At 61.2% G+C, this 24,961-nt stretch carries 19 protein-coding genes; 9 read left to right on the top strand and 10 right to left on the bottom strand.

The features are described 5' to 3' along the window. Window positions 1–17: 17 nt before the first annotated feature. Entirely contained in the window at window positions 18–1,805 is a 1,788-nt protein-coding gene (locus H1B37_RS26220) for a serine/threonine-protein kinase (protein ID WP_182870241.1), read from the top strand. Between the two features lie 212 nt (window positions 1,806–2,017). Further along, a complete protein-coding gene (locus tag H1B37_RS26225) occupies window positions 2,018–2,242 on the top strand; it encodes a hypothetical protein (protein WP_182870242.1) in 225 nt (74 codons plus the stop codon). 16 nt (window positions 2,243–2,258) lie between these two features. On the opposite strand, the gene H1B37_RS26230 is transcribed toward H1B37_RS26225, so the two are convergent. Both H1B37_RS26230 and H1B37_RS26235 read right to left on the bottom strand, forming a co-directional pair. Then, entirely contained in the window at window positions 2,259–3,158 is a 900-nt protein-coding gene (locus H1B37_RS26230; protein WP_182870243.1) for an aldo/keto reductase, read from the bottom strand. A gap of 343 nt (window positions 3,159–3,501) precedes the next feature. Then, on the bottom strand, window positions 3,502–4,908 hold the full coding sequence (locus H1B37_RS26235) for a BBP7 family outer membrane beta-barrel protein (RefSeq protein ID WP_182870244.1): 1,407 nt from the start codon (window positions 4,906–4,908) through the stop codon (window positions 3,502–3,504). A 642-nt stretch (window positions 4,909–5,550) separates the two neighbouring features. Between H1B37_RS26235 and H1B37_RS26240 the strand changes: the two genes are divergently transcribed. From H1B37_RS26240 to H1B37_RS26255, 4 genes are all read left to right on the top strand, one after another. Next, complete coding sequence (locus H1B37_RS26240; RefSeq protein ID WP_286178210.1) at window positions 5,551–7,485, top strand: preprotein translocase subunit SecA; 1,935 nt, start codon at window positions 5,551–5,553, stop codon at window positions 7,483–7,485. 480 nt (window positions 7,486–7,965) lie between these two features. Next, window positions 7,966–11,358 (top strand): secretin GspD/PilQ domain-containing protein, encoded by a 3,393-nt coding sequence (locus H1B37_RS26245; RefSeq protein WP_286178203.1) that lies wholly within the window; start codon window positions 7,966–7,968, stop codon window positions 11,356–11,358. Window positions 11,359–11,626: 268 nt separating this feature from the next. Further along, window positions 11,627–13,582, top strand: coding sequence for a YjhG/YagF family D-xylonate dehydratase (locus H1B37_RS26250; protein ID WP_182870246.1), 1,956 nt, complete (start codon window positions 11,627–11,629; stop codon window positions 13,580–13,582). A 245-nt stretch (window positions 13,583–13,827) separates the two neighbouring features. After that, window positions 13,828–14,226, top strand: a complete 399-nt coding sequence (locus H1B37_RS26255; RefSeq protein WP_182870247.1) for a hypothetical protein — start codon at window positions 13,828–13,830, stop codon at window positions 14,224–14,226. Window positions 14,227–14,376: 150 nt separating this feature from the next. Here the strand turns inward: H1B37_RS26255 and H1B37_RS26260 are convergent, their stop codons facing one another. From H1B37_RS26260 to hisE, 8 genes are all read right to left on the bottom strand, one after another. Further along, window positions 14,377–14,847 carry a hypothetical protein gene (locus tag H1B37_RS26260; RefSeq protein ID WP_220498379.1) on the bottom strand — a complete coding sequence of 157 codons (471 nt, stop codon included), beginning with the start codon at window positions 14,845–14,847 and terminating at the stop codon, window positions 14,377–14,379. Between the two features lie 252 nt (window positions 14,848–15,099). After that, the gene (locus H1B37_RS26265; protein WP_182870248.1) at window positions 15,100–15,399 is read right to left on the bottom strand and encodes a DUF167 domain-containing protein; all 300 of its coding nucleotides are present in this window, start codon (window positions 15,397–15,399) and stop codon (window positions 15,100–15,102) included. Beyond that, window positions 15,396–17,798: a transglutaminase-like domain-containing protein gene (locus H1B37_RS26270; protein ID WP_182870249.1), complete on the bottom strand. Its 2,403-nt coding sequence runs from the start codon at window positions 17,796–17,798 to the stop codon at window positions 15,396–15,398. Before H1B37_RS26270 ends, H1B37_RS26265 begins: the two co-directional genes overlap by 4 nt. Further along, entirely contained in the window at window positions 17,788–19,197 is a 1,410-nt protein-coding gene (locus tag H1B37_RS26275) for a DUF58 domain-containing protein (RefSeq protein ID WP_182870250.1), read from the bottom strand. Before H1B37_RS26275 ends, H1B37_RS26270 begins: the two co-directional genes overlap by 11 nt. Then, window positions 19,194–20,288 carry an AAA family ATPase gene (locus H1B37_RS26280; protein ID WP_286178204.1) on the bottom strand — a complete coding sequence of 365 codons (1,095 nt, stop codon included), beginning with the start codon at window positions 20,286–20,288 and terminating at the stop codon, window positions 19,194–19,196. Before H1B37_RS26280 ends, H1B37_RS26275 begins: the two co-directional genes overlap by 4 nt. A gap of 450 nt (window positions 20,289–20,738) precedes the next feature. Further along, window positions 20,739–21,077 (bottom strand): rhodanese-like domain-containing protein, encoded by a 339-nt coding sequence (locus H1B37_RS26285; RefSeq protein WP_182870251.1) that lies wholly within the window; start codon window positions 21,075–21,077, stop codon window positions 20,739–20,741. 9 nt (window positions 21,078–21,086) lie between these two features. Further along, window positions 21,087–21,953, bottom strand: a complete 867-nt coding sequence (gene hisG, locus H1B37_RS26290) for an ATP phosphoribosyltransferase (RefSeq protein ID WP_182870252.1) — start codon at window positions 21,951–21,953, stop codon at window positions 21,087–21,089. Window positions 21,954–21,969: 16 nt separating this feature from the next. Continuing rightward, window positions 21,970–22,320: a phosphoribosyl-ATP diphosphatase gene (hisE, locus tag H1B37_RS26295; protein WP_182870253.1), complete on the bottom strand. Its 351-nt coding sequence runs from the start codon at window positions 22,318–22,320 to the stop codon at window positions 21,970–21,972. Between the two features lie 264 nt (window positions 22,321–22,584). Between hisE and hisH the strand changes: the two genes are divergently transcribed. From hisH to H1B37_RS26310, 3 genes are all read left to right on the top strand, one after another. Then, window positions 22,585–23,214, top strand: a complete 630-nt coding sequence (gene hisH, locus H1B37_RS26300) for an imidazole glycerol phosphate synthase subunit HisH (RefSeq protein WP_182870264.1) — start codon at window positions 22,585–22,587, stop codon at window positions 23,212–23,214. A 317-nt stretch (window positions 23,215–23,531) separates the two neighbouring features. Then, window positions 23,532–24,008, top strand: coding sequence for a hypothetical protein (locus H1B37_RS26305; protein WP_182870254.1), 477 nt, complete (start codon window positions 23,532–23,534; stop codon window positions 24,006–24,008). Between the two features lie 191 nt (window positions 24,009–24,199). Next, window positions 24,200–24,934: a CAP domain-containing protein gene (locus H1B37_RS26310; RefSeq protein ID WP_182870255.1), complete on the top strand. Its 735-nt coding sequence runs from the start codon at window positions 24,200–24,202 to the stop codon at window positions 24,932–24,934. The last annotated feature ends 27 nt before the right edge of the window (window positions 24,935–24,961 follow it).

Raw genomic sequence — 24,961 nt, forward strand, 5'->3', positions numbered from 1 at the left:
AGACTTCGAGAGACTTCATGAATAAGACGGCGCCCGGTGATTCTCCAGACGGTGATTCTCCCGACGAAAACTCCCGTGACGCATCGTCATCTCAGATGGCAGGTGAGACATCGGATCAGTCTGGCGAACAGGCGTCTGGCGAACAGGCGTCTGGCGAACAGGCGTCTGGCGAACAGGCGTCTGGCGAACAGGTGTCTGGCGGATCGCGGATCGGGGCAACGGCCGATGATTCCCGTGCCGATCCTCCAAGTGCAAACGGCGGGGTGAACCCTGCATCACCGGCTGGCATCGACACCCCGACGATCCCGCTGTCGACGGCCAGTCTGGTCGGATCGCGTTTGGCCGGCTATCTGATCCTCAGCCGCCTCGGCCGCGGCGGCATGGCGGACGTCTACGCCGCGCGTGACATGGCGCTCGACCGCGATGTGGCCGTCAAAGTCTTGCGGCCCGATCTGGCTCGCGACCGTGACTACATCACGCGGTTTCGTCGCGAAGCCAAGGCGGCGGCCAAGCTGAATCATTCCAACATCGTCCAGATCTATGAAGTCGGCGAAGACGCATCGCGGCACTACATCGCCCAAGAACTGATCTCGGGACAAAACCTCCGCGAGTACATCGAACGCAACGGTGCGGTCGATCCCGAACAGGCGATCGAGATTCTCTATGGCGTCGCCTCGGCCCTCGATGCGGCGGCGATCGAAGGCATCACGCACCGGGACATCAAACCCGAAAACATCATGTGGTCCAAGTCGGGCTCGGTGAAAGTCGCCGACTTTGGACTGGCCCGCTTGGGCAACGATGCCGATGGCAGCCGCGCCGATCTGACCCAGGCGGGGCTGACCTTGGGGACGCCGCGTTACATGAGCCCGGAGCAAGTCCAGGGGCTGCCGGTGGATCCGCGCAGTGACTTGTATTCGTTGGGCGTGACGATGTATCACCTGTTGGCCGGGCGTCCGCCGTTCGAGGCCGATGATCCGTTGGCACTGGCGTTTTCCCACGTCAACGAAACACCCAAACCGCTGGACCGGGTTCGCGGCGACAAGGATGTTCCGGAATGGTTGATCGCGATCATTGCCAAACTGTTGCGCAAGGATCCGGGGGAGCGTTTTCAGTCGCCCGGCGAGCTGCTTGATGCGTTAACCGGGGACGACGCCACCCAGCAGAGCAACACGCGTCGTCTGGCCGGTGCGGCGACCGCGACGGCGCGTCTGCAGCGTGTCGCCGACGAAGAAAAACGTGCCCGTGCCCGCCGCCGCAAACGAGTCCTCGTGCTCAGCCTGGTCCCCCTGTTGGCGATCGGTTTAGGAGTCGCCGCGGCCTCGCAGGTGCAACACCCCTCCGTCGCGGATCTGTTGCGTCCCGACCAAGTCCCCCGCCGGGGATCGGTCGAAGAACAGTACTTGGAAGCCGCCGAGCGTGACGACGTCCAGGGCTGGAAAGCGATTGAAACCTACTTTCCGCCCGGCGAAAGTGCCGTCATGCAGGCCTATGTCAGCAAGGCCAAACTGCAATTGGCACGGCTGTATCTGGAACAGAATCGCACGGCTGAAGCCGACGCCACACTGGTCGAAATCCTGAACGACACGACCACGGATCGAAAGTACCGGCTGATCGCGTTGGCCCGCCGGGTCCAGACCGCTCAACGGATCGGGGACAAGCTCCGCGTCGACGAAGCGAAACGGCAACTCAAAGCCGCCTACGCGGACATCAAGTCCTCCAACGCCGAGGCGATCAGCCTGTTTGAAGCCGTGTTTTCCGGCCGCGATCGGCTGGATCTGGGAATCGATCCCGAGCCGACCGAATAAATTTTCATCCGTCGCCGGTTCGAGCTAAACTAGAGCTTCGTCCGACAATCGTTGGTGTTCAGGCTTTAGCCGCCCACTGTCTTTAGCCGCCCACTGTCGCTGTGAAACGGCGACCGGGAATCGCCTAAAGGCTAGACACCAGCGATAAGAGAACGAAAAAGAGGCCTGACCCCTTTTCCTCAAACCACCGCTCCACCCCGTTTATTCCAGTCATGCTGTACTTCAGTTTTTGGGCCGTCCTGATGGTGGCCGTGATCGTCGCCGTTCCGGTCGCCGCGAAAATGTCGCCCGGCGGCCGAGTCGCCAAAGCGGACGAGGGCGAGGAGGTCGACGAAGCGTTCGAAGGGGACGGCGGCGAAGAAGCGGTGCTGGAGGATGACTTCGGCGGCGGAGAAGTCGAAGCACTCGGCGACGACGCGTTCGAAGAGTTGAAGTGACCTACAGGCGACAATCTCACGCCTCGACGATCTGTTCCACCGCGGCGAGCGTCTCGGGCGGCATCACGCGTGCCCCGGCCAGTTCCCGAATCTGTTCTTCACGACGCGCCCCGACCAGGGCCGCGGTCACTCCGGGTTGTGAGATCGCCCAGCCGATGGAGAGCTGCGCGACGCTCTGATCGACCTGCCGCCCCAACTCGCTTAGCCGATCGATCGCGTCGTGAATCCGTCGCCGCGTTTCGCCTTGGAAGATCGCATACCCCGGACGACTATCCCCCTCGGGGAACACGTGATCGCGGGTGATCTTTCCCGCCAACAATCCCTTCATCAACGTCCAGAAAACGTACACCTCGCGTCCGGCAGCCATTGCCGGCTGAATCAATGTGGACTGGTTTTCGCGTTGCACCAGATTCAGCGGGCACTGGATCGCATCGGTGGCGACATGTCCGGCGAACTGATCGATTTGCTCGGCCGTCGCGTTGCAGATCCCGATGCGTTTGCACAGCCCGCGGGCTTGCAAACGCTGCATCGCACCGGCGGATTCTTCCAGCGGGACGTTGGGATCGGGCGAATGCAGGAACAGCGTGTCCATCGCATCGATCCCCATCCGCCGCAACGACTCTTCGGCGTCCGAGGTCAACTGTCGCGGTGAACCATCGACGATGCGTTTGCGGTCTTCGGTCCAACGCTGGCCGACCTTGCCCATCACGGTGAATCGATCGCGGTCATCGCGGACGAACTCGCCGAGCAAACGATCACTTTCTCCGTCATACCCGTAGCTGTAGGCGGTGTCGAAGGTCGTGATGCCGGCATCGATCGCAGCTCGTAGGGTCGCCCGCGCATCTTGATCGGTCACGCCGATCGTGGTGATGCCGGCAATCGGCCACAGACCTAAAACAATCTTCGGGGAGTGCATGGTGGAATGTGCTCGCTTGAAAGGATCGGTCAATTGATGGAGTTCAAATCTCCGGATGCATCACGGGGGAGTCCTCAAACGCCGGATGCCGCCATCATTCTGCCCCGAATCATTCTGCCATCCCTGCCCAGATTCGCGTCGATGTGGCAGGGCTTGGAGAAGAAGGTAAGAAGATTTCGGAGGTAGGAAAATTGGCCAAACGAGGTCGCAACAAAAAAACGCGTGGCCGTTTTGACCACGCGTTTTCGTTTGACGGTTCAATCGGTTCGGTTTACGAAGATTCGTCTGTGATCCCGGATGACGCGAAAAGCTTCCAACCGGCCGATGAAAATTCCTACGACCCTTAGTAGTCGACTGACGCACCCAGGCTGATGCCTTGGACCCAGTGGCTGCCTTCGACGATGTCGTACGACACCGGTGTCACGTTGGCACCGATGTTGCCGGTGTCGCGATTGCGATTGATCTGGTCACCCGCCATCGCCACGTTGTCAAAGTACAAGAAGGTGTACCCGACGGTGAACGAGACATGGTCGCGGAAGCGATAGCCGATCGTGAAGTCCATTTCGGGAATGAACGTGAACACATCTTGGCTGACCGTCCCCTGTTCGTCGTTGATCAGGATGCTGGAGTTCTGTGTCGAAACCACGTTGTTGAGCAGATAGTCGGTCGTTGTGCCGATCTTGCGAACCGTTTGTTCCATGTTCCCCAGGTGCACCTTGGTCAACGCCCGCGCCGTCCAACGGCCACGAGACACCGTCGATTCGAAACCGAGTTGTCCGCCGTTGAAACGGTTTTCGGTGTCAAACAAACTGGAGAACTCGGTGGCGGCAAGGTTCGGGTTGCGGCCGGCATCGGTGTCCTGTCGATAACTGGTGATCGAGATCATGTCGTCCAGTTCGGCATAGGTGTAACCGGCGATGAATTCCAGTCGCGATGCCTTGTTGTGGCAGAACGTCATGCGGGCGTAGCCGTCGGCCATGAAGAAGTCCGTGGCGTATTCCGCTTGGACATTCCCCGAGAACAGGTTCTGTTGGCTGATGATGACCGAGTCTTCTTGCGCCGTGCCGGGATTGAACCGGGGCACGAAGTAGTAGGGGCGACCGAGCGAGCGGGCGCCCGGATCGGTCTGGTCACCGCTGGCGGAGTAGTCGTCGCCGTTCTCGCTGACCCACAGGAAACGACCGCCGACGCCGAAGCTGTCGGTCAGGTAGCGTCCGATGTCCGTGCGAACACCGCCGGACAAACCGCCATCCAGGTCGTCGCCGAATTCAACCGTTGCGGCCGGCAAGACGGGAAAGATCCCGGGGGCGGCCGAGGTCACTAACGGCGGCGCTTGACGCTCGGCGTGGAACATCAACATCCCTTCGGCACGCATCCAACCGTCTTTGCCACACAGGTTCAACAGACTGCCCAGCCCGCGGGATTTGCCTCCGCACATGCTGTCGCAACCGACGCCGTCACAACCGGGGCTGTCACAGCTATCGCAACCGCTGTTTGAACCCCGAAATCCGCCTTCAAAAAATCCGGCCGGTTGCAGGTCGCCGACGGTCACCGGAGCATAGTTGCTGATCGGTGCGACGGGCGAAGGGTATTGGGAGCCAACGTGGACCGGCGCGTCCGAGGCGACATCGCCGACGAATGCTTGTGGTGAATCATTGGCGGGTACATACTGATTGGTGTCAGCCTGGGCCGACGCTGAGGCGGACAGCAACAGTGCTGCCAGGGTCATGCCTCGGAAGTTTTTCTTCATTTTGGTAGTCTCGCGCAGTCCGGGATTACTGGAATGACTGGTATAAGACGATCGACGAAAACGAGCGTTAGATCGAGAACGTCCCTTACGCTGCTTAAAGTCGGCGCATCCCTCCCAACTTCAACACTCAAACTGCCTGCACTTTCCAAAGTGTGGGAAAAACAGCCTTTTGAGCGGTAGAATGGCGTTCCCGAGGTTCCCTCGCACGCTGCTTTTGCCAGAAACTTTTCGCAAATTGGTCCCCCAAACAGCTTGATGACCGACCAAGACACCGGCCGAAACGACGCGCGATCCGGACGACACCCCGATGCGATCGATGCCGCGGACCCGCCCATCGTGCCGCCGGCGAATCACGGCGAGACGGCCAATCACGGCGAGACAATCGTCCAGCCCCGCGCCGCTGAGCAGCCCGACGCCGATACCGCGGTCGATCATCCCCGCAATGCAGACGCCGACACGACCGCCGGCGGCCCCCCCGCAGCGACGCCGCCTGCGGATCCAACTCCCGCATCTGAGGCAACTGAGCGCAAGACCGTCAAACCGGCCGAGATCATTCCCGCCGACACCTCGCCCAATCCCACCGGCGGGGCACCAGCGGCCACGATCGCCCCCGAGCGGTTTCAAACGGTCGGCACCAAGTCGATGTCGATCTTCTCCGGCGGCGGCTTTCACCCCAAAATGGTGCGTTGGAAGCGGATGCTGGCCGAAATCGGTGAACTGGAACCGACGCTCAAACCGGAATCCGACAGCGACCTTCGCAAACGCTCCCTGGCATTGCGCTATCGCGCGATGGCCGGCGAAAAACTGGCCAAGCTGCTTCCCGAGGCCTACGCGCTTGTCCGCGAAGCCGGCCGCCGCGCCCTTGGCATGCGGCACTATGACGTGCAAATGATCGGCGGCATCTCGCTGTTTGAAAGCCACATTGCCGAGATGCAGACCGGGGAGGGGAAAACCCTGACCGCGACGCTGCCGCTGTACCTGCATTCCCTGGTCGGCAAAGGAGCCCACTTGGCCACCGTCAACGATTACTTGGCCAAACGAGACGCCGAGTGGATGACGCCGATCTACACCATGCTGGGTGTCAGCGTGGGAATCATCCAGACGCCCGACGATCAAGGATCTCGGCGGAAATCCTATGGTTCGGCGGTGACCTACGGAACGGCCAAAGAATTCGGCTTCGATTTCCTGCGAGATCGTTTGCTACTGCGAGCCCAAAACCGCATCCAGACCGAAATGCTGGGCGACGGCGGCGGCGGCTTTTCCGACTCCGGCGACAAACCGGTGATGCGCGGCATGCATTTCTGTCTGGTCGACGAAGCCGACAGTATCCTGATCGACGAAGCCCGGACGCCGTTGATCATCGGCAGCATCGAAGACACCGTCCGCGATCAAATCGTCGAAACCTATCGTTGGGCCAGCGAGCACGCGCCCGAATACGAACTCGATGAACACTTCACAATCGACGACGACACCAAACAATACGAACTGACCGCACGCGGCCGGCAAAAGGTCCGTGCACTGCCCAAGAGCAACTTGGTGCGGACGATGGGGCTGGTCGATTTGTACGAGTACACCGAACGCGCAGTAAAAGTCTTTCGCGAATTCCTGCTCGACCGCCAATACGTCGTTCGCCCCGGCGATAAAGGCGTCGACGAAATCGTGATCGTCGACGAATTCACCGGCCGATTGGCCGAAGGCCGCAAATGGCGCGATGGGATTCACCAAGCGATCGAGGCCAAAGAGAACCTGGAAATCAGCGTTCCGACCGGACAGGCCGCCCGCATCACCGTCCAAGACCTGTTCCTCCGGTACAACCATCTGGCAGGAATGACCGGGACCGCCGCGACCAGCGCACGCGAGCTGCGGCGGATCTATCGCACGCCCGTGTTGCGCGTGCCGACCAACCGGCCGCCCCAGCGAAAACGGCTGCCCGACCGCGTGTTCGGCTCCATCGACGCAAAATTCCAGGCGATCGTCAATGAAGTCAAAACGATCCACGAGACCGGACGGCCGGTGTTGATCGGAACACGCTCGATCGACAAAAGCGAAATCCTGTCGCGGATGCTTCAAGCGATCGGCATCGAGCATCAAGTGCTCAATGCCAACAACGTCGCCATGGAGGCCGAAATCGTTGCCGACGCCGGCCAATACGGCCGAGTCACCGTCGCGACCAACATGGCCGGACGCGGTACCGACATCAAACTCAGCGACGAGATCGTCGACCTGGGCGGGATGCACGTGATTTGCACCGAATTACACGACGCGGCGCGAATCGACCGCCAGTTGATCGGTCGTTGTGGACGCCAGGGCGACCCGGGATCGTACCGCCAGTACCTGTCGCTGGACGACGACATCCTGAAAGGCGGCTTGGGACCGGACAAGGCCGAAAAGCTGAAGGCCCGCGGCGAAAACTTGACCGGTTCGGTCGACTCCTACGCCAAACTTTTCGGCCGCGCCCAACGCAAGGTGGAAAAGAAACACTTTCGCGACCGGATGGTGTTGTTGCATCACGAGAAGGAACGCAAGAAGATGCAGCGTGAAATCGGCCAGGATCCTTATCTAGATACCCCAGATTGACGCAAAAAAGCGATCTTTTTGTCGGCTTTGGCTCAAGTCTGGCATTTCCTGTGCCGAGGCGGGTTTCAATTCGAAAAAAAGCCAAAAACCGGGCTCGGCCGAGCTTGACAGGGCACTCGAAAACAGCGTATCCCCGGCTCCGAGTCCATTAGCTCCCGGCACTTCCGCCCACTTCGGTCGGTCAAGGGTCGGGCCCGGATCAAGGCGGCCAGACGCGGTCCGCTGTCGAATCGGGACTCGCGATAGGTCGGTCCGCATTGGTTGGACAGACGTGCCGTGGGGCTAAAAAGCGACAATGGGTTTTCGTGAACGTAGGCGGAAATTCCATGTGTATCCAACGAAGTCTCACCGCGAAGAAGGAGTGTCGCGTTGAAACGCCACGAAAAACTTTTCGGCCTCAATCGCAATCGATGGGGCGGCGCCGTAATGGCGTGGCTTGTGGGGGCGTCCAGCGTCTCTGCCCAGCTACCGATGCCAGGCATGAGCCTGCCATCCAACGACAAATCGGGTGCGGCAACCGCTGCCGCTCCTTCCTACGCACAAGGTAACACCGCGGCCCTACCGGCCGGTTACAAGGTGCCAGAGGCGGCTGCAGGACGCAACGCAACGGGCGCGAAACAGCTCGTCCAACAAGCGCGTGCGGCCCTGGCCGGCGGTCAATTCGAAATGGCCGTCAATGCCTTCCGCCAAGCTTCGGCGGCTCCCAAATCCGATTCGAAGGTCGCCGCCGATCTGGCACGACTGCGAGTCGATTTGCAGATCGCCGGCATCGACGCCGAACTGCTGAGCGTGCCCGCGACCGCGCCGACGCCGCTGGCATCGGGAAACCCGGCGGCACCGTTGACCGCGATGCCGATGCCGAACGCGTCCGCGGCGACCAACTCCAAACAGGAAGCGTTGCGGTTGATCGCTCTCGGACGGGCCACGCTGGATCGCGGCGATACCGCTGCGGCATTGCGACTGGCACGCCAGGCCCAAGCGCTCAATGATGCCGAGACCGCACCCCAGGTGTGGCAATTCGTCTTGGATGCCGAATCGGCCGCCAAGCGAGCCGGCACGCTGGAGTCGCAAATCGCCTTGGCCGGCGGACAACAAGAACTCGGCGGCGACGAAGCCGGCTTCATCCAACAGATGCTGTTCAACGCCGGCCCCGATGCCGGACCGAACAACATGGGCGGCGGTGCCGTCGCCCAGGTCCAAGCGCTCGGCGCACCGATCCCACCGCTGCCCCAGGGCCAAGTGGGAGTGCCCGGTGCCGACCCCAACCAGCTTTACCAGGCCGGGTTGCAAGCGCTTCAAGCCGGCGACCAGGAAACCGCCCGCAAGCACTTTGTCGAAGCCTGGAAATACGAAGATCAATTGGACTTGGCGACCCGACGTGGGCTCAAGGACAAGCTGACGTTGCTGCAGCCGGCTCGACTGCCGCGAACCCAAGCCGATCCCCAACTTTCGGCGATCGATCAAGCCGACGCCGAAACCCGCGACATGACTCAGCGACTGTATCGTGAGATCACCGCGGAAATCGCAAACGCGGCCGAACTCCGAGAATCGGCTCCGTTGGACGCACTGGATAACTTGAATCGATTGCGACGCCGCGTCGACGGATCCAACGTCGACGAAACCAGTAAACGCACGCTGGCCCGTCTGGTCGATCGTGAATTGGAAAAGCAAAAACAATACGTCGAAGCCAATCGCGCATCGATCGAATTGGAACTGCAAAACGATGCCGTCCGAACCGAACTGGCCACCGACGCCGCTCGCGAAGCCCAAATCGACGAAGAGATTTCCGAGTTGGTCAACACGTTCAACGACTTGATCCGCGAACGACGGTTTTCCGAAGCCGAAGTGGTCGCCAAACAGGTCGGCGAGCTGAAACCCGGCTCGACCATCGCGACGACCATGTTCCACAAGAGCCGGTTCGCCACCCGCGATCAGATCATGCGGGACATCCAAGCCGGCAAAGAGGAATTGGTCTACAAAGGGTTGGAAGACGTTGAATATTCCGCTTCGATCACCGACGGATTGGATCCCAATCAGCCGATGACGTTCGGACGTGATCCGCAATCCTGGCACGAATTGACGCTGCGTCGATCCCGTGACACCGGTTCGCTGTACGGCACCGTCCAAGAGCAAAAGCTGAAACAGCAGTTGAGCACTCCGGTCAACGTCCAGTATCGCAACCGACCGTTGGTCGAGGTCATCGAAGACCTGAAGACGATCACCGGGATGCCGATCGTGATGAACCAACGGGCGATGGAAGCCGTTCGCGTTCAGATCGATACGCCGGTCACGCTGGAACTGCAAAACCAGATCGAACTCAAAAGCGCCCTGAATCTGATTCTCGAGCCGCTGGACTTGGGTTACGAAATCAAAAACGAGGTGCTGCAAATCACCAGTGCCGAAGCCAAACGGGCCAACGTGATCACGCGGGTTTACAAAGTTGCCGACCTGGTGACCCCGATCCCGAACTTCACGTCCAGCTACGAAGACGGTTTGGCCGGGGCACTGCGTGCCGCCTATCAAATGACCAACCCGCGGATGGACGTGCAAATGATGCCCGTCCGGATGACCGACCTTGCCTCGCGCCAGGCCAACGCCCTGCAGCCGAGCAAGATGTCGCCGAACATGTTGGGCCAGTACGCCCCCGGCGGGGCTCAAGGCGGCTTCGGTCCCCAGAACCCGCCCAACGGCGCGGGCGGTGGCGGCTCCTTTGCGGACTTTGATTCGCTGATGAACCTGATCGAAACGACCGTCGTTCCGGATACGTGGGAAGCTCTCGGTGGCAACAGCACCATGGCTCCCTATCCCCAGAACCTCAGCCTGATCATCAGCACGACCAGCGATGTTCACGACCAGATCGTCGACTTGATCGAATCGCTGCGGTCGCTGCAAAACCTGCAGATCACGATCGAAGTTCGATTCATCACGCTGTCCGACACGTTCTTCGAACAGATCGGCGTCGACTTCAACGTCCAGTTTGATGACAACGTTTCGACGCTGCCCGATGACGACAGCGGCCCGAGCGTGACCGTCGGGTGGGACGGAATCACCGGCCTGCCGACCGCTGACTTGGATATCCAGTTCAACAACGGTTCCTTCGGTGTCGTCCCGGCCTTCGGTGCACCCGACCCCGGAGCCCTCTCGTCGATCGGTTTCGCCATCCTCAGCGACATCGAAGCGTTCTTCTTCCTGCAAGCCGCCCAAGGCGACGAGCGGACGAACGTGATGCAGGCTCCCAAGGTCACGCTGTTCGACGGCCAGATCGCAACGATCTCTGACCAAAGTCAACGGCCCTTCGTGACCAGTATCACGCCGGTTGTCGGTGACTTCGCCGTCGCCCAACAGCCCGTGATCGTGGTCCTGAACGAAGGCACCCAGTTGAACGTGCAAGGGATCGTCAGCGACGACAAACGGTTTGTGCGTCTGACCCTGGTGCCCTTCTTCAGCCAAATCGGGGACGTCGACACCTTCACCTTCGAAGGTTCACGAACCACCCGACGCAGCAGTCGCGAAGAAGAGGACACCAACGGTGACGGCGTCGTCAACGACGATGACGCGGTGGATAGCGAAGAGGAAGAAGACATCATCTCCGGTTCGACCGTCCAATTGCCGACCTTTGCATTCACGCAAGTCAGCACCACGGTCAGCGTGCCCGATGGTGGAACGATTCTGCTCGGTGGGATCAAACGACTCAGCGAAGGACGCACTGAACGCGGTGTTCCGATGCTCAGCAAGATCCCCTACATCAGCCGACTGTTCCGAAACGTCGCCGTCGGCCGCGATGCGTCGAGCCTGATGCTGATGGTCACCCCACGGATCATCATCCAAGAGGAAGAAGAGTTCGCACAAACCGGATTCGATCCGAACCGGTAACGGCGAGCGAGCGAGAGAATTGAATTGCGAAAGCGGCGTGGCCTGAAGGGTCACGCCGCTTTTTTTGTTTCAGGTTTCAAGTTGGGTCGTAGCGGAAGCCGCCAAGGCTTTCGTCCCCCGCGGGGCGGCGTCACCGCGGCGCTGCGAAACTCTTGGCGAGTTCCGCTACCCTGCGGGACCTTGCTGGTCCAGCCCGATCATCAAGCTTGCTATATTGCTTGCCTGCGTTTTCCCGTTTTCCCCTCTCTGCTTCACTGAATCCAACACCGTGCCCTCCTTTTTCGACACGCCCCCCGATCCCGATTCGCTTGTCACCCACGCTGATGGGCCTGCCGGAACACTGCCGCTGACCGACGACATCCTGCGGACCTGGTCCTCGGGCGACCTGTTCGGGTTGACGCAAAGCGTCGGGATGGGATTTGACCCTCGCCGTGTGCTGGGCGACCAGTACTTGATCCTCAGCACACAAGGCGGACTGAGAGAGAACGACGGAACGCCACTGGCACTGGGCTACCACACCGGGCACTGGGAGATCGGCTTGCTGGTGCGGGCCGCGGCCGAACAGTTGACCGCGCGGGGGGCCGTTCCCTTTTCGGCCTACTGCAGCGATCCCTGTGACGGTCGCAGCCAGGGCACGCGGGGAATGTTCGACTCGTTGCCGTACCGTAACGACGCGGCGATCGTGTTTCGCCGGCTGATCCGTTCATTACCGCAACGCAAAGCGGTGATCGGGATCGCGACCTGTGACAAGGGTCTGCCGGCGATGATGATGGCCTTGGCCGGTGCCCGGACGCTGCCCAGCGTGCTGGTCCCCGGCGGTGTCACATTGCCGGCGACCGTGGGCGAGGATGCGGGAAAGGTCCAGTCGATCGGGGCGCGTTATTCCAAAGGCGAAATCTCTTTGGAACAGGCGTCGTTGGAAGGCTGTCGCGCGTGCGGCACGCCCGGCGGTGGCTGCCAGTTCCTAGGGACCGCGGCGACCAGCCAGGTCGTGGCCGAAGCGTTGGGGATGACCGTTCCGCATGCCGCGCTCGGCCCCAGCGGCGGTCCGATCTGGACCCAAATGGCGCGTGATTCGGCCGACGTCGCGATGGAGTTGGTCGCCGCCGGAGCCACATTGGGCGATGTTCTGACCGATGACGCACTCTACAACGCGATGTTGATTCACGCGGCCGTCGGCGGCAGCACAAACCTGTTGTTGCACATCCCGGCGATCGCCGCCGCGGCCGGGTTGAGACGGCCCGACGCGGAAACGTTCCGCCAGATCAATCGCTCCGTACCCCGCTTTGTCGATTGCTTGCCCAACGGTCCGATGGGCCACCCGACGATTCGATTTTTCTTGGCCGGTGGCGTCCCCGAAGTCGCCTGGCACCTGCGCGAATTGGGGTTGCTGAAATCGTCTGCGCGGACGGTTGCCGGAATGACCTGGGATGAAATCTTGGATCAATGGCGAACCAGCGATCGCCGGGCGTTCTGTCGCGATCGGCTGGCCGAGTCCGACGGGGTGGATCCCGACGATGTGATCGTACCGCCAAGCAAGGCGGCCGCCAAAGGTCTGACGCCGACGGTCAGTTTCCCCGTCGGCAATCTCTGTCCGGAAGGCTCGGTGATCAAAGCGACCTCGATCGATCCCAGCGTGATCGACGACGACGGCGTCTATCGCAAACGCGGTCCGGCCCGGGTCTTCACCAGCGAGCGACAGGCGATCGCGGCGGTCAAGGGCCAACAGGGCGAACCGATCGTCGCCGGTGACATCATGGTGCTGATCGGACGCGGCCCACTCGGTTGCGGCATGGAAGAAACCTATCAGATCACATCGGCGCTGAAGTACCTGTCATTCGGCAAAGACGTCGCCTTGGTCACCGACGCCCGATTCTCCGGCGTCAGCACGGGCGCGTGCGTCGGCCACGTCGGCCCCGAAGCACTCGCCGGCGGCCCGATCGCCAAGGTCCGCGACGGGGATGTGATCGAAATCGAAATCGACCGCAACACGTTGGACGGTCGCGTCGAACTGATCGAATCGGCCGACGGGACGCCCGCAGCGACGCTTTTGGCGGAACGGCCGCCGCATCCCGAATTGGCGGTCGAATCGGACATGCCCGACGACACCCGGTTGTGGGCGGCACTGCAACAGGTCGGCGGTGGAGCCTGGGGCGGCTGCGTCTATGACGTCGACGAGATCGTCGAGACACTCAAGGCGGGCATGAAGGCGCGGGGACGGTAACAAAAGACATCGCATCAGGTTAAGAATTAACCCTCCCTGGCAGGGAGGGTCGAGCGCAGCGAGGGGAGGGTCGACTCGTGGTGTTCGAGCGCACTTGAGCCACAGCGAATCCTTCCCGCCCCGAGCGCAAACTCCTCCGCGACCCTCCCGCAGGGCATTGGTCTCTACACAAGCCGGCTCCCAATCGAGGACATGGCTCCCCTCTCCCTAAAACAGATCGCGCAAACGACTTTGATCGCCCAGTGATGATGACCGCGATCTGTTTGGGGGAGAGGGGTTGGGGGTGGCCTGATGAAAATCAACGGAACTTGGAAGGTTGGGTAGGTTCGGGGACGTTCAACGATTCTGCTGGATCCCTCGATTGCAAATTGCAAATTGCAAATTGTTCATTGCAAAATTTAAATTTGCCGGGAATCGTCGCTCAAATCATTTTGCAATTTGCAGTGTTCATTTTGCAATTTGCAATCATTGTCGGTTCACCAGTATCAGACGCCACTCAATCTTCATTAGGCCAGGTTGGGGGTGAGGGGCCGCACACCCGATCCGTCTGCGCTTCATCTTTGTGGCTTTTGACAGGCCGCTGGGCCCCTCATCCCCAGCCCTTCTCTGTGCGCAAAGCCGGGGGAGAAGGGAGCCATTTTTAGTTGTGTCGACACCAATGCCGGAAAAGAAGGTGACTTGCTGGATTGAAGGTGCCACCTCTCAACTTGCTGCCGACGGGCAAAAAAAAGGGGCACCCGGCTTTGCCCCAAAGCCGGATGCCCTTGTGTCAATTGTCCCATCGCCTCGGTCGCTTAGACGTCTGCTTCGGCTTCCTCAAGCTCGTCTTGCTCCGATGCGTCGATCGCGGCAACTTCGTCGTCGTTGTCCCCCAGACCCAGTTGATCGATTTGTTGATCGGTCAACCGAAAGTAGCCGAGGTCGCGGACCACTTCCAGAACCTCGCTGCAGGTCGGGAACATGCGACCGCTCTTTCGTTTGTAGTCGTCCATCGCACGCATGAATTCGATCTCGGGATCCGAGTAGTCGCGTTCGCAAGTGGTCGGATCGATGTGACGGCGACGTTGTTTCTTGCGTCGCGGGTTTTTCATCACGCCGACATCTAAAGCGGCGGGATCACCGCCGCGGCGTTCCCCACCCGGGCGTCGGCGATCAAGCGTGACGATCTGCTCGTTAGCATCACCCGCGGTCTCATTGGTTTTGCTTTTCGAAGATGCGTTGCGGCTGTCGGTGTTTCGAGACGTGTCGGCTTTCGAAGAAGGCATGCGTTGAATTCCTTGGGATACAGTCGAACCATCCGGCCCCGTGCGATGCGTTGCGACCGCCACGTCCGGCGACCCAAGTCGCGGGAGAGGTGACGGTTAGCTTGACGATGGTTCTCGCTGGAAGTGTGCTGAACGCTGGGCCAAAAAAACCTAGCACGCCGATTAGGCAAAGGCGTCGGTTTAGGGAGCAAGAACGGGCAAGAGAAACTGTGCGGGCTCGCGAATCTGGCCGGTCGTAGCGGTTGTGCCGGATCAGACCCGCAAACGCGCGCTCGCATCGGCGGCCGAGACGCCGTGGACCTGGATCGATTTCACTCGAGAGGTCTGGCCGGAGACGATTTCGACGCTGCTTTTGCTGATCGAGAGTCGTTTGGCGATGGCTTTGACCACTGCCTGATTCGCTTTGCCATTCTCGGGGGCTTCGGTGACGGAGACCTTCAGCGCACCGTCGTGCGTGCCGCCCACGGCAGCCTGTTTGGCTTTCGGCGTCACCCGGACGCGAAACCGAATCGTTTGCTCGTCGACTTGTTTGCAGTCCCAAGGCTCGTTCAACGGCCCGCTCCGTCCATCGGGGTGGGCATCAGCCCGCGATAGCGTGCCGCGGCGTAGGAACGATACCAGTCCGCAGCGGCGACCAAGAAACTCGCCACATCACTGCGTTCGCCCGCGGCGGCTTCCACCCGGGCGGCGAATTGGTGCAAGGTTTCGGTCGGCCCGCGGACCAACGCGTGTCGGCGGACCTTGCGGTCGACGTGATGCAGCATCTGTCGGCTCTGGAATTCCAGCGGGTCACTGCCGGCGCGTTGTTTTTGTCGCTGGCGAATCCACAACAACGCCACCAGGATGCAGAACAGGGGCAACTGTGCGATTCGAAACACGACGGTCAACGAGTCGGTCGCGCGAAAGGACAATAGCCGTCCGATGATCATCCCCAACAGCGATTGGTCCTCCTCCAGATCCAGCGAACCATCGCCGGCCCCACCGACGGTGTTGACCAGGTCCGCTTCGGTCATCAACGTCCGATATGTCCGTCCCACCGTCGCTTCGACCGGGAACCAACGCTCGCTGATCTCATCGTAGGCTTCGACCCAAGCGTGGGCGTCGCGATTTCGGGCCAACCAATAGTCATCGCCTTCGCTGCGTTCGGTGACGACGTAACCGGTCACATACCGTGTCGGGACGCCCTGGGCACGCAGCATGACGGCGGCGGCACTGGCAAAGAACTCACAATGCGCCGGGTGCCGGGCACTCAAGAAGTGTTCGATGGGATCGGTATTGGGCGGCGTCTCCACGTCCTTCAACGAGTAGCGGTAGTTGTCCTGGAAGAAGTCCTCGATCGCTCGCGCTTTGGTCTGTGCCGTCAAGCGACCGTCACAAACCGATTGTGCCAGTGGTGCGACGAAGGATCGCAATCGGTTCGGCAGGTACAGCAGGATCTCGCGTCGGATCGGGTCCAAAACCTCGCGCGGCGTTTGGGAACCGAGCCCCAGCACATAGGGCTCGCGCGAGTCCACGCCGCTGAGCACCATGTCATGGTGCGACAGCATCGCGCCGGTCGTCGCGGCCTCGATCCAGTCGGTCGACAACGCGGTAAAAACGATGCGTCCTTTCAGCGGAACATTGTGAACCTCGATCGTCCCGACGAAGCCGTCGTCCGGGTTCTTGCGAACCTGGAATCGGTCCAAGCTGGCATTGCTGCTGAGTTCCAGCGGCGTTTCCCCCGGCGATTCGATCCGGACGGGTCGCGGCAGAATCGGTGTCATATCCACACCACGATTAAAGTTGCGCGGCGTCGCGGCGGTCCAAGAGCCGTCGCGGTACAGGTCAAATGCGGTGCCGCGGAGGTATCCCGGGGCGGTGATCGAAAACGCACGCACCGCCGTTTGCCCGGGGTCGCCGATCATGTGTTTTCGGACCGACCCCAACTTGCTGCCGCGGACGTAGCGCGAACCGCCGATGATCGTGTTGGCCGTCACCGCTTCGAGCGATTGCGACAATCGATCAAAAAAGTCCAACTGCAATCCCGGCACGATTCGGTTGGCCAAGTGCCCCGCGGCACTGGTCGACATCAACAGGACCGAAAGCGCCAACACCGAATAGATCAACGCACTGCGTCCCGCCCCGGTCGGGTCGGCATCGCCGGAAATCGAAACGGTCGACCGGGGCAGCGGTGCCGGTTGTTGCACCAATTTTCGCTTGGCCGATCGCTTCTCCAACCGCTGGCGTTCCTTGCGCCAGGAATGCGTCTGCCAACGTCGCAAGATATGGTCGGCCGCGAATGCAAATCCGATCACGGTCGCCAAGGCCGCGACCAATTGACCGGTGATCGTTTGGCTGACACCGCCACCGGTGACCGTCGTCAACACCAACAACAATCCGCAAACGAGCATCGCCGGATGGCCCCGACGCGGATGAAACACCCACAGCGTTGCCGTCACCAGAAACGCCATGTGGGAAACGCAGTCGACGACCATCGCGATCGGGTTCAAGTTTCCCGACATGTGGTGAACGATCCGCAGCGACACGCCCAAACCGCTGACGATCAACAACGTCGGCAACAGCAACACCTTGCGCAACAACCGATAGCGGTCGGGAAGGTCGGCGGCGTCGGCCGGGCGAGTGACCTGCGGCGGGGCACCGGCGGTGACCGCCCGGATGGTTGACGAATCACGCATACCTTTCGGCATCGGCTGCTTCGACGTTGACCGTTTCGACGAGGGCTGAATCGCTGCAGCGTGCCTGCGTTTTCCGAACCCTTGCAAAAAGATTCCCACCACCAGCAAGCTGAACAAGAACGCCCCCAGTGTCGTCGCCATCGTGTCAAAGGCCGATCCGACGAACACGGCTTGGACCAGCAACAGCGCCGGCAGCAACCAAAACCGGGCCGCCGAGTCGTTCACCCGGTCGGCCTCGATCAACGCACTTCGTCGATGGATCGGTTTATCGTTCATCGGTTTCCCCGTCAGATTGCCACCGATCGCCCGGCCGCGGTGCCCGGATCGTCATGTAGGTCACGTGCGCGGGCAACGTGTTCGCCAAACTGGTGCGATCGTGGCCGCCCAGATCCAACATCGAGAAGACCAGTGTCGGTTGTGATCGGCTGGACTGGATCGCTTCCAGGATGCGTGCTTCGCCGACGACCGGGTCGACCGGTTGGGCGGCGGCCAAACGGACCAACATGCTCTCGGCACCTTCGCTGGACCTCGCGCCAGCTCGCGTCGGACGGTCGACGATCGGCTGGTCGGTCACGCAGAGGTTCAATTGCACACGCCGGTGGGTGATCTCCGCAATCGCCGTGGCGGAAATCGACATCAGCCGTTCAAACCACGCGTCGGCGTGTTGCCGCTGCTGTCGGGCCGCACCGCGAGAAGTGGAACGTTCGCCTGCCTCTGGTTGCGACGTGTCGACGATCAACGTCACCGTTTGAATCGACGGTGACTGGTACTCGCGCACGATCGGCCGCCCCAGTCGCGCCCAGGAGGCAAAGTCCCAACGACGCACCGGCACACCGACCTCGTACTCGCGGTTGCCGACGTATTCCACCGGCGCACCGGCGACCAGTTTCTGTGACCAATCCCCGATCGCGGCCAGCATCGCTCGCGAGGTCGGGTCGTCATCGTCGCGGGCCGGCGCCGGAGTGATCGCGATCTGGGCCTCGGTCGACACGGCCTTGCGACAATAGAACAAATGAAACGGGAACGTCGATGCGATCTGAAAGTCCGGCAAGTCGTGGATGCCGCGGGCGTGAAAACGCATCGCCCCGTGCCACTGCATTTGATCCCCGCTGCGCAGCATGTCGACCGACACCGGTTCGGACGCCTCCCACGACAACGCGCTGCGCCGGGGATAGATGTCGCGCACGCCTTCACGGTGCCAGCCCACGCGCAGGTTCAGCGCCGGAAGTTTGCGGACGTTGGCCAGATGGACGTTGACCGTAAACGGCTGGCCCGCGACGGCCGATCGAGGCAGCGAGACGCTCAGCTTTAACCGCGGGCACATGATTCGATTGATCGCAAGCCCGACGACCAACAACGCCACACACGCTCCCATCATGCCGTTCCAGGGAAACCCCCAGATCACATTGAGCGTCATGAACGCGGCCAACAACACCGAGACCGAAGCGACGGTCATGCTGCGTCGAAGCGACAGATAGCTGCGAATCGGAGCGGTCAAGACGCGGCCCACAACATAGACCCCGCGTCGAATCCAGCGTCTCCCAAAGCCGACCGCCGCCTCGCCGCGATCCTCCACGCCGTTGCCCGGTCGCGATGACATTCCGCCGGCGATCTCAGGAGCTGATCGGCTCTCGCCGGCAGGGATCGACGGCTTGGCCGACACGTCCGCACTCAAACCACCACCTCCGTCTGTCGAATCAGTTCGTCGATCACCGCCGCGGCGTCACTCCACGACGTGGAAACCGATCGCATCGAGACTCGGTGGGCGAGCACGGCGACGGCGACTTCCTGGATGTCATCGGGCAACACATAGTCGCGTTGATCCAGCACCGCGCGGGCTTGCGCGGCACGCAACAACATCTTCGATCCGCGCGGGCTGCACCCGACCCGCAATCGACTGTCGTGCCGCGTCGCACCGACCAACGCGACCAGATAACGGACGACCTTGCGATCCACCGTGACCTCACGTACCAATCGCTGCAGTGTCGCCAGATCGTCGCGGTGCATCACCGGCGTCAACTCGCTGGACGGATCATGAGACGCCTGGTCGAGCAGCAATTCGATCTCGCTTTCCTGGTCCGGGTAATCCATCGACAAACGGAACAGGAATCGGTCGAGCTGCGATTCGGGCAGCGGATAGGTCCCCTCGAAACCCGTCGGGTTCTGTGTGGCGATGACGATAAACGGTTTGGCCAAGCGGTACTGCGTCGAATCAATCGTGACCTGCGATTCGGCCATCGCCTCCAGCAGCGCGCTTTGCGTCCGCGGTGAGGCGCGGTTGATTTCATCGGCGATCAGCAAGTTGCAAAAGATCGGCCCGCGACGAAAGTGAAACTCGCCGCTGGTGGGTTGGAAAATGGCACTGCCCAAGATGTCCGACGGCAACAGGTCGGGCGTGCATTGGATCCGCTGGAATTCCAAGTCGATCAGGGCGGCGATCGATTTGGCCAGCGTCGTTTTGCCGACCCCCGGAACATCCTCGACCAACACCGAACCCTCGGCCAAGATGCACGTCAGCACCGAATCGATGACGTCGGACTTTCCGCGGATCACACTTTGCAGCTTCGATCGCACCGTTTCGATTTTTCCCAGCAGATCGCGGGCGACATCCGGATGCACGGTGTGGGGATGGCTCGCTGCAGCCGCTGCATGCCGATCCGATGCGTCGGCGACCGAGGCCGGGGAAGCCGACTCGGCGTCGTTGTCGGACTGTCGCGACTGGTTTTCGTGGGTGAACATGGGGCCTCCGGCAAGCGTCAAAATCATCGATGAGCGTCGTCGGCATCCATCGGGGCAAACCTGCGGTGGTGGTTTCGTCCCATGTTGCATCCACGACGAGGGCGTTGGCTTTCCCTAACCCCTAATGTACCCGGCCACGCCTCGGTCCGCCGCATCGACCGCCAAGATTGAAACGCAATCGGCTGATCCGTGTCCCCCCGGCAGTACGAGAACGCGCGTTGGTGTCCTGGCTTGAACCGCACTCGCTCGCTGCTTGGGACGTCGATTTCGTTCCTGCAGGATTTGCCAACCGATTGAAATTCTCTCCCCCTGGGAGAGACGGCGTTTGCGCAGCACGCAAACGCCAGAGAGGGCCGGCGGATTGCGAAAGTCTTGGCGACTTCCGCTACGATCAAATCCGTCACCTAAACAATCGACGTCCCTCGCAGCGCTGGGAGTCGCCTGAAGGCTAAACACCAACGTGCGCTGCCTGCGCGATCAATAGCGGGGCACGCCGGCGTCGATCTGCAGGCTCCAGGCGTCGATTCCGCCGGCCATGTTTTGGACGTTGTCGTAGCCGCGTGACCGCAACGCTTCGGTCACCTGCATGCTGCGTCCGCCGTGGTGACAGTGCACCACAATCCGCCCGTCCTTGTGCGGTTCCAATTCGTCCAGCCGTTGCCCGAGTTCGCCCATCGGGATCAGCATGCTGCCGTCAATCTTGGCGGTCGCATATTCTTCGGGTTGACGCACATCGAGCAACAAAAAGGATTCGTCGGAATCCTGGAGTTGCTTGACGGATTGAACATCGATCTCGATCGGATAGTCGCTGGACATGGTTGGCGTTTACAGTCTGCAGTTGGAGATGGTGGTTTGGAAAATTGCCGATGCGCCGAGACGTTCCAGCTTTTCCATCACGTCGATCACTTCGCTGCTTCGCACCATCACTCGCACGCTGCGCCAGGCGTCGTCTTCGAGCGTGCCGATGGTCGGCGAATTGAATCCCGGCGTGATCTTTTCGGCTTCATCCAATTTGGCCGTCGGGATGTTGTATTCCAGCAACGAGTAATCCCGGGCGATCACCACGCCCTCAAGCCGCCGGACGACCCGGTCGGCCATCTCCACGTCGCGGCAGGCTTCGTTGTTCTGGATCAGAATCGTTTCATAGGATCCGATCTCTTCCAGGATTCGCAATCGGTTGGCCGCCAACGTGCTGCCGGTTTCGACCAGATCGACGATCGCATCGGCCACGCCCAGTTGGATCATCACTTCGACGCTGCCGGAGAGTGACACCATGTGAGCCAGGGCGTTGTGTTGGCCCAAGTAGGCTTTGGTGATGTGCGGAAAGCTGGTGGCGATGCGTTTTCCGTCCAACTCGTTTGCCGATCGGATCTCGCTGTCATCGGGAACACAGATCGCCAACCGGCAACGTCCGACGCCCAACCGCATCCGCGTGGTCACGTTGGCGTTGGCTTCTTCGACCAAATCGCTGCCGGTGAACCCCATGTCGATGGCGCCCTCGGCGACCAAGGTCGGGATGTCATCGGTTCGCAAAAAGACCAGGTCGATCGGCAACCCCTTGACCTTGGCGAACAGGCCGCGGTTTTGACGGCGGAAATTCAGCCCCGCTTGCAGCAGCAGCTCGCCGGACAACTCACTCAGCCGCCCCTTGCTCGGAAGCCCGATTCTTAGATTCTTGTTCAGTTGTCCCATCGTCGTTCGCTTGGGGCTATTGGTCCGTATTCGTTTGACTTCGGTTTGCTTTTTCGACCAAGCCGGACGTCCCCTCGCGCCGCGCCAGTTCGGCCGCGACCTCGTCCAGGTCGACACCGCGATAGGCCAACAGGACCAGGGTGTGGTAAATCAGATCCCCGGCTTCATAAATGAAGTGCTCCCGGCCGGCATCCCCCGGCTCGTCGGCCGCTTCGATCAACTCCCGGGCCTCTTCCAAAATCTTCTCGCCGATCTTGCCCGTCCCGGCGGCCATCAACTTGGTCGTGTACGATCCCTGCGGACGCGTCTGCGCTCGCTCGGCCAAGGTTTCCATCAGTCGCCGCAGCGGGAGGAGCGAATCAGACATCGAATACTAAGGGCTGGTTGGGCCAAGGGCGTGTGACAAATTGCCGACGGAGCGGAGCGGGGATCGTAGATCAGACGTTTGCCGACGTCCACTCCGCCACCGATGGCTAGGCCGAATCGCCCCCTTGTGATGGGCCTGGGCGACGACCGGCGCCCCAAGTTTGCGGCGGCGAAACAGGGGGATTTGCCAGCGAACTCGTTTCCCAGTAGTGTGTCGATGAAACTGCTGTCCCACGCATTCCGCCCCACCCGCGAATCACACGCCATGATCACGATCGTCGACTACCAGATGGGCAATTTGCGGAGCGTCCAAAAAGCCATCGAGCGAATCGGTGGCCAAGCCCGGTTCTCGTCCGATCCGCACGAAATCGCAGCGGCCGAACAACTGGTCTTGCCAGGGGTCGGCGCGTTCGGGGACGCGATGGCCGAAATCAATCGCCGCGACCTGGCGCCGGCGATTCGCGATTTTGTCCAAACCGGACGCCCCTTCCTGGGGATCTGCCTGGGGTTGCAGCTGCTGTTCGAACAGAGCTACGAACACGGCACGCATCGCGGGCTGGGGATCCTGCCCGGTGACGTCGTCCGATTCGATTTGCCCGACACGTTCAAAGTCCCGCACATGGGCTGGAACACCGTTCGGAAAACCGCCCCCTCGCCGCTGTTGGAGGATCTGGCCGACGAAACCCATTTCTATTTCGTCCACTCCTACTACGTCCGCCCCGCCGACCCCTCGGTGATGTCCCTGGCCTGTGATTACGGCCACGAATTTTGCGCGATGGTTTCCCGCGACAACCTGTTTGCGACCCAGTTTCACCCCGAAAAAAGCCAAGCCAACGGGCTCAACCTGCTCCGCGCCTTCAACACCCTGGACCTGCAAAACGCTCCCGGATCGTGAGGGGCATCGGCATCAAATTAAGACGAAACCCTCCCTGGAAGGGTCGTGCGGCTTTAACCTCTGAAATATCGGGCGCGTAACCCCTTCACCCTCCCTCTGGGAGGGTCGCGGAGGAGTGAGCGCCCGGAGCGGGGAGGGTTCGCTGTGGCTCGGACACACTCAAACACCACCAATCGACCCTCCCCTCGCTTCGCTCGACCCTCCCTGCCAGGGAGGGTGAATTGCCAAAAACCGGACGACCTCTGGCATTGAGGGTGTTTTCATCGAATCGCTGAAACTACCGCTTCCTTACGTAAGCCCCGTTCCTAATGCCAAACTTGTCGACCTCTGCCTCGCCCTTGTCACTTCAGCACCCCGATCACCTCGGTCGCGTCCACTTTGAGTGGACCGCGGATCGATTTCAGCACGCCATCGAATTTGGGGCCGAGCGGATCGCGTGCCGAATCGGGGCCGATGGAGCTGCCTGGCCGGATTCGCCCCCGATCCAACAGCTGTCCATCGAATCGATCGAGGGCCGCGAGGTGGCGTTGGGCGTCGGATGCGCGGGAACGAGTCACTGGAGCCTGAGCGTGGAACCGACAGCGGACGGCTTTCGCTTTGATTGGGCCTGCCGCGTCAAGGAAACGCCCCAGCAACTGGGCACCCGCTACGACGGGGCCGCGGCGATCGAGATCGTGCCGGACGACCAATCCACCGTTGTCGTGGATGACGGATCCAAGCGGATCCAGCCGAGCGGTCCGATCGCCTCGGTCGGGACGTTTCGCTGGTGCTACACCGTTCGCGCGGCGTCGTGATCTCCGCCAAACGAACCTTGCCTGCTCGGCGCATTTAGCCCAGGTTTCCACTCGTGCAAATTTTTTTGCCAGAACGCCCCGTCGCCGCAAGCCGTTGATGTGTTTTGATTAGGGGCGTGCCAATGCGATCGAAGCCTTAAAACTTTCGCAATCGTCCCACTCTGCCCCTTCCGCAAACTTGACCGATCGAGATGCTTTGCGGCCAATTGACCCGCGACGGCCACAAGTCGGTCGCCGCGACTGGCAGAGACCGCCCCTCGGCGACGCGAGCGTCGTTGATCGACACGGATGGGCTGCCAGCAAAGTACCTCCAGTGGGAGAAAACGAACGTGCGTTTGACCGCAATTTCGCAATTCAGCCTTCATGCCGTCCTGTCGTTGCTATGCCCGGCCCTGCTGATGATTGTGTCTGGAGACCAGGCGGCGGCCCAATCGACCGTGGTTCAATCAACGGCCCCCATAGCGACCGCTCCGGTGGCGACGGTTTCGGGGCAAGTTTGCCCGAAATGCGGCCGAGTCCATGGCGCGGCACGACCGGTGGCGACGGCAAGCCCGGCCCAATCGGTCGCCGCGGCCCCGGTTCGAACCGTGGCGCAAGTCGCGTACCAGAAAGCCAGCAATGGGGTTCAAAACGTTTTGGGCATGTTGAACAACCAGCGCTCTCGACAAGGACTGCGAACCCTGCGATATGACCCTGCATTGCAATCGGTTGCCGAGCGACGTGCGCGTCAGATGGCCAGCATGGGCTTGAAGTCGCATCCACCGGGATCGTTTGCCCCCGGCCGCTATGAGGGTGTCGGCTGGTCCAGCTCCTATTCGCCCAGCGGAGTCTCGGCGTGTTACACCAGCGATCCACGAATGACCGCCGCCGGCGCCGCGATGGTGGCCGGCCGCGACGGCGTCTACTTTGCGGTGGTCTACCGATAAACGCGTCAGGCCGACACCGGCTGGGCG

The organism is Stieleria mannarensis (genome assembly GCF_014154935.1).
GTDB classification, from domain to species: Bacteria; Planctomycetota; Planctomycetia; order Pirellulales; family Pirellulaceae; genus Stieleria; species Stieleria mannarensis.

Bases quoted from the DNA above. Each gene is read 5' to 3' on its own strand.
- hisH (WP_182870264.1), top strand. From the start codon at position 22,585: ATGATCACGATCGTCGACTACCAGATGGGCAATTTGCGGAGCGTCCAA.
- H1B37_RS26225 (WP_182870242.1), top strand. From the start codon at position 2,018: ATGCTGTACTTCAGTTTTTGGGCCGTCCTGATGGTGGCCGTGATCGTC.
- H1B37_RS26220 (WP_182870241.1), top strand. From the start codon at position 18: ATGAATAAGACGGCGCCCGGTGATTCTCCAGACGGTGATTCTCCCGAC.
- H1B37_RS26280 (WP_286178204.1), bottom strand. From the start codon at position 20,288: ATGATTTTGACGCTTGCCGGAGGCCCCATGTTCACCCACGAAAACCAG.
- H1B37_RS26235 (WP_182870244.1), bottom strand. From the start codon at position 4,908: ATGAAGAAAAACTTCCGAGGCATGACCCTGGCAGCACTGTTGCTGTCC.
- H1B37_RS26310 (WP_182870255.1), top strand. From the start codon at position 24,200: ATGCTTTGCGGCCAATTGACCCGCGACGGCCACAAGTCGGTCGCCGCG.
- H1B37_RS26230 (WP_182870243.1), bottom strand. From the start codon at position 3,158: ATGCACTCCCCGAAGATTGTTTTAGGTCTGTGGCCGATTGCCGGCATC.
- H1B37_RS26270 (WP_182870249.1), bottom strand. From the start codon at position 17,798: ATGAACGATAAACCGATCCATCGACGAAGTGCGTTGATCGAGGCCGAC.
- H1B37_RS26240 (WP_286178210.1), top strand. From the start codon at position 5,551: ATGTCGATCTTCTCCGGCGGCGGCTTTCACCCCAAAATGGTGCGTTGG.
- H1B37_RS26260 (WP_220498379.1), bottom strand. From the start codon at position 14,847: ATGCCTTCTTCGAAAGCCGACACGTCTCGAAACACCGACAGCCGCAAC.
- hisG (WP_182870252.1), bottom strand. From the start codon at position 21,953: ATGGGACAACTGAACAAGAATCTAAGAATCGGGCTTCCGAGCAAGGGG.
- H1B37_RS26285 (WP_182870251.1), bottom strand. From the start codon at position 21,077: ATGTCCAGCGACTATCCGATCGAGATCGATGTTCAATCCGTCAAGCAA.
- H1B37_RS26255 (WP_182870247.1), top strand. From the start codon at position 13,828: ATGATGACCGCGATCTGTTTGGGGGAGAGGGGTTGGGGGTGGCCTGAT.
- H1B37_RS26245 (WP_286178203.1), top strand. From the start codon at position 7,966: ATGAGCCTGCCATCCAACGACAAATCGGGTGCGGCAACCGCTGCCGCT.
- hisE (WP_182870253.1), bottom strand. From the start codon at position 22,320: ATGTCTGATTCGCTCCTCCCGCTGCGGCGACTGATGGAAACCTTGGCC.